The following is a 1,432-nucleotide window of genomic DNA, read 5'->3' on the forward strand; positions in this document are numbered from 1 at the left end:
CTGCTGCTCGGCCTGGCGCCCATGAGTGACGAGGGCATCGCGCTGTCCGAGGCGGTCGAGGCGGTGCTGGGCGAGCCGCATCCGTCGATGCGGGTCCTGGTCGAGGAGCTCACCAACCGCGGTGCGTCCGGTGATGCTCATTCCGCCATGGCCGCCCGCCGCCTGGCCGCGGTGCGGCGCAAGGACCTGGCCCGCGCGGTGTTCGACGAATCGCTGCCCGTGGTCCGCGGTTCGAAGGCCGATGCCCTGGTGTTCTCGGTGTCCTCCCTCGCACTGCCCACCAAAAGCGAACTGCGCGGCGGGGACCGGCTGGACAAGATGGAGTTCGAGAAGATCTTCGGGCGTGCGGTGATGTACCTGATCGCCGCCCTGTCCCGGAAGATCGTCTACGCGGACCTGGACGAGTTCGCGCTCGTGGTGTGGGACGAGTGCTGGTGGCTGACCTCCAGCCCCGAGGGCCTGGCCCTGGCGCTGGAGCTGGTGAAGGACGGACGCAAGCACAACGCCGGCGCCCTCTTCGGCGCCCACGATGCGGACGACATCGGCTCGGCCGACAACGAGAACGGGCAGATCCTGCGCGGCCTGATCCCCCGCAAGTTTGTTTTTCGACACACCGACACCAACCTCGCCCGCCGGGCGCTGCGCTTCCTCGGCTGCAACCCCGACGACGAGGACCTGCTCACCCTGGTCACGACCGAGCTGTCCCCCAACAGCCCCGACCTCAGCGACGAGGAGCGCGCCGCGCGGGCCGGTGAGTGCCTCCACCGTGACCTGACCGGGCGGATCGGCGCCATGCAGGTCACGCTGCCCGCCGACGAACAGGCCGTCGCCCATATCCACTCCCAGCCCACGCAGAGCGCAGCGGCATGAGCGGGCGGGCCGCCGCAACGGCGGGAACACCGATAGCGCGCATCCGGGCCGGGGCCCAGGCCCGGGGCGTGCGCGTGCTGCGGGGCGTAAGGCGGTGGCTGCGCCCCGGGCGCAGCATGGTTGCTGGTCTGGTGCTGCTGGCACTTTCGTGCCTGGCCTCGCTGCTGCTGGCCACCGTGTCGGCCAGCGCGGCACCGACCCCCACACCTACGCCTTCGGTGAGTCCGACGCTGCCCGGCCCAGAGAACCCGCTCGATCCGAGCCCGATGGTGCCCGATCCGGGCTCCTCGGGCCAGCCGGATGACTCCCCGCTGGTCCAGGACGGGGTCAAGGAGGCGAAGAAGGAGGAAAAAGCCGCCCGCGACAAGTTCGACAAACTGGTGGAGCAGTACAAGAAGGACCGGGCCGCCCAGGGCGGGGTGCTGTCCGCGTTCGAGGTGACCGACCGGGACGGGAATCCGGTCAGCTCCTACCGCATCTACGCCGACACCGGGGACTGGAACGACTGGGATCTGAGCGTCGAGGGGTTCCTCGTCGAAATGCTGTTCATGGGGAACAAGTG

1 protein-coding gene and 1 pseudogene are annotated in these 1,432 nt (G+C 69.7%); both read left to right on the plus strand.

The window, feature by feature from the left end; translation table 11 throughout:
* Positions 1 to 870: ATP-binding protein (locus tag ACFVUT_RS37690; protein ID WP_389671184.1), on the plus strand; the 870-nt coding region annotated here is incomplete at its 5' end.
* A gap of 116 nt (positions 871 to 986) precedes the next feature.
* A pseudogene (locus tag ACFVUT_RS37695) lies at positions 987 to 1,432 on the plus strand (hypothetical protein); the annotation flags it as partial.

The sequence above is a fragment of the Streptomyces sp. NPDC058051 genome, assembly GCF_042885475.1.
GTDB lineage: Bacteria > Actinomycetota > Actinomycetes > Streptomycetales > Streptomycetaceae > Streptomyces.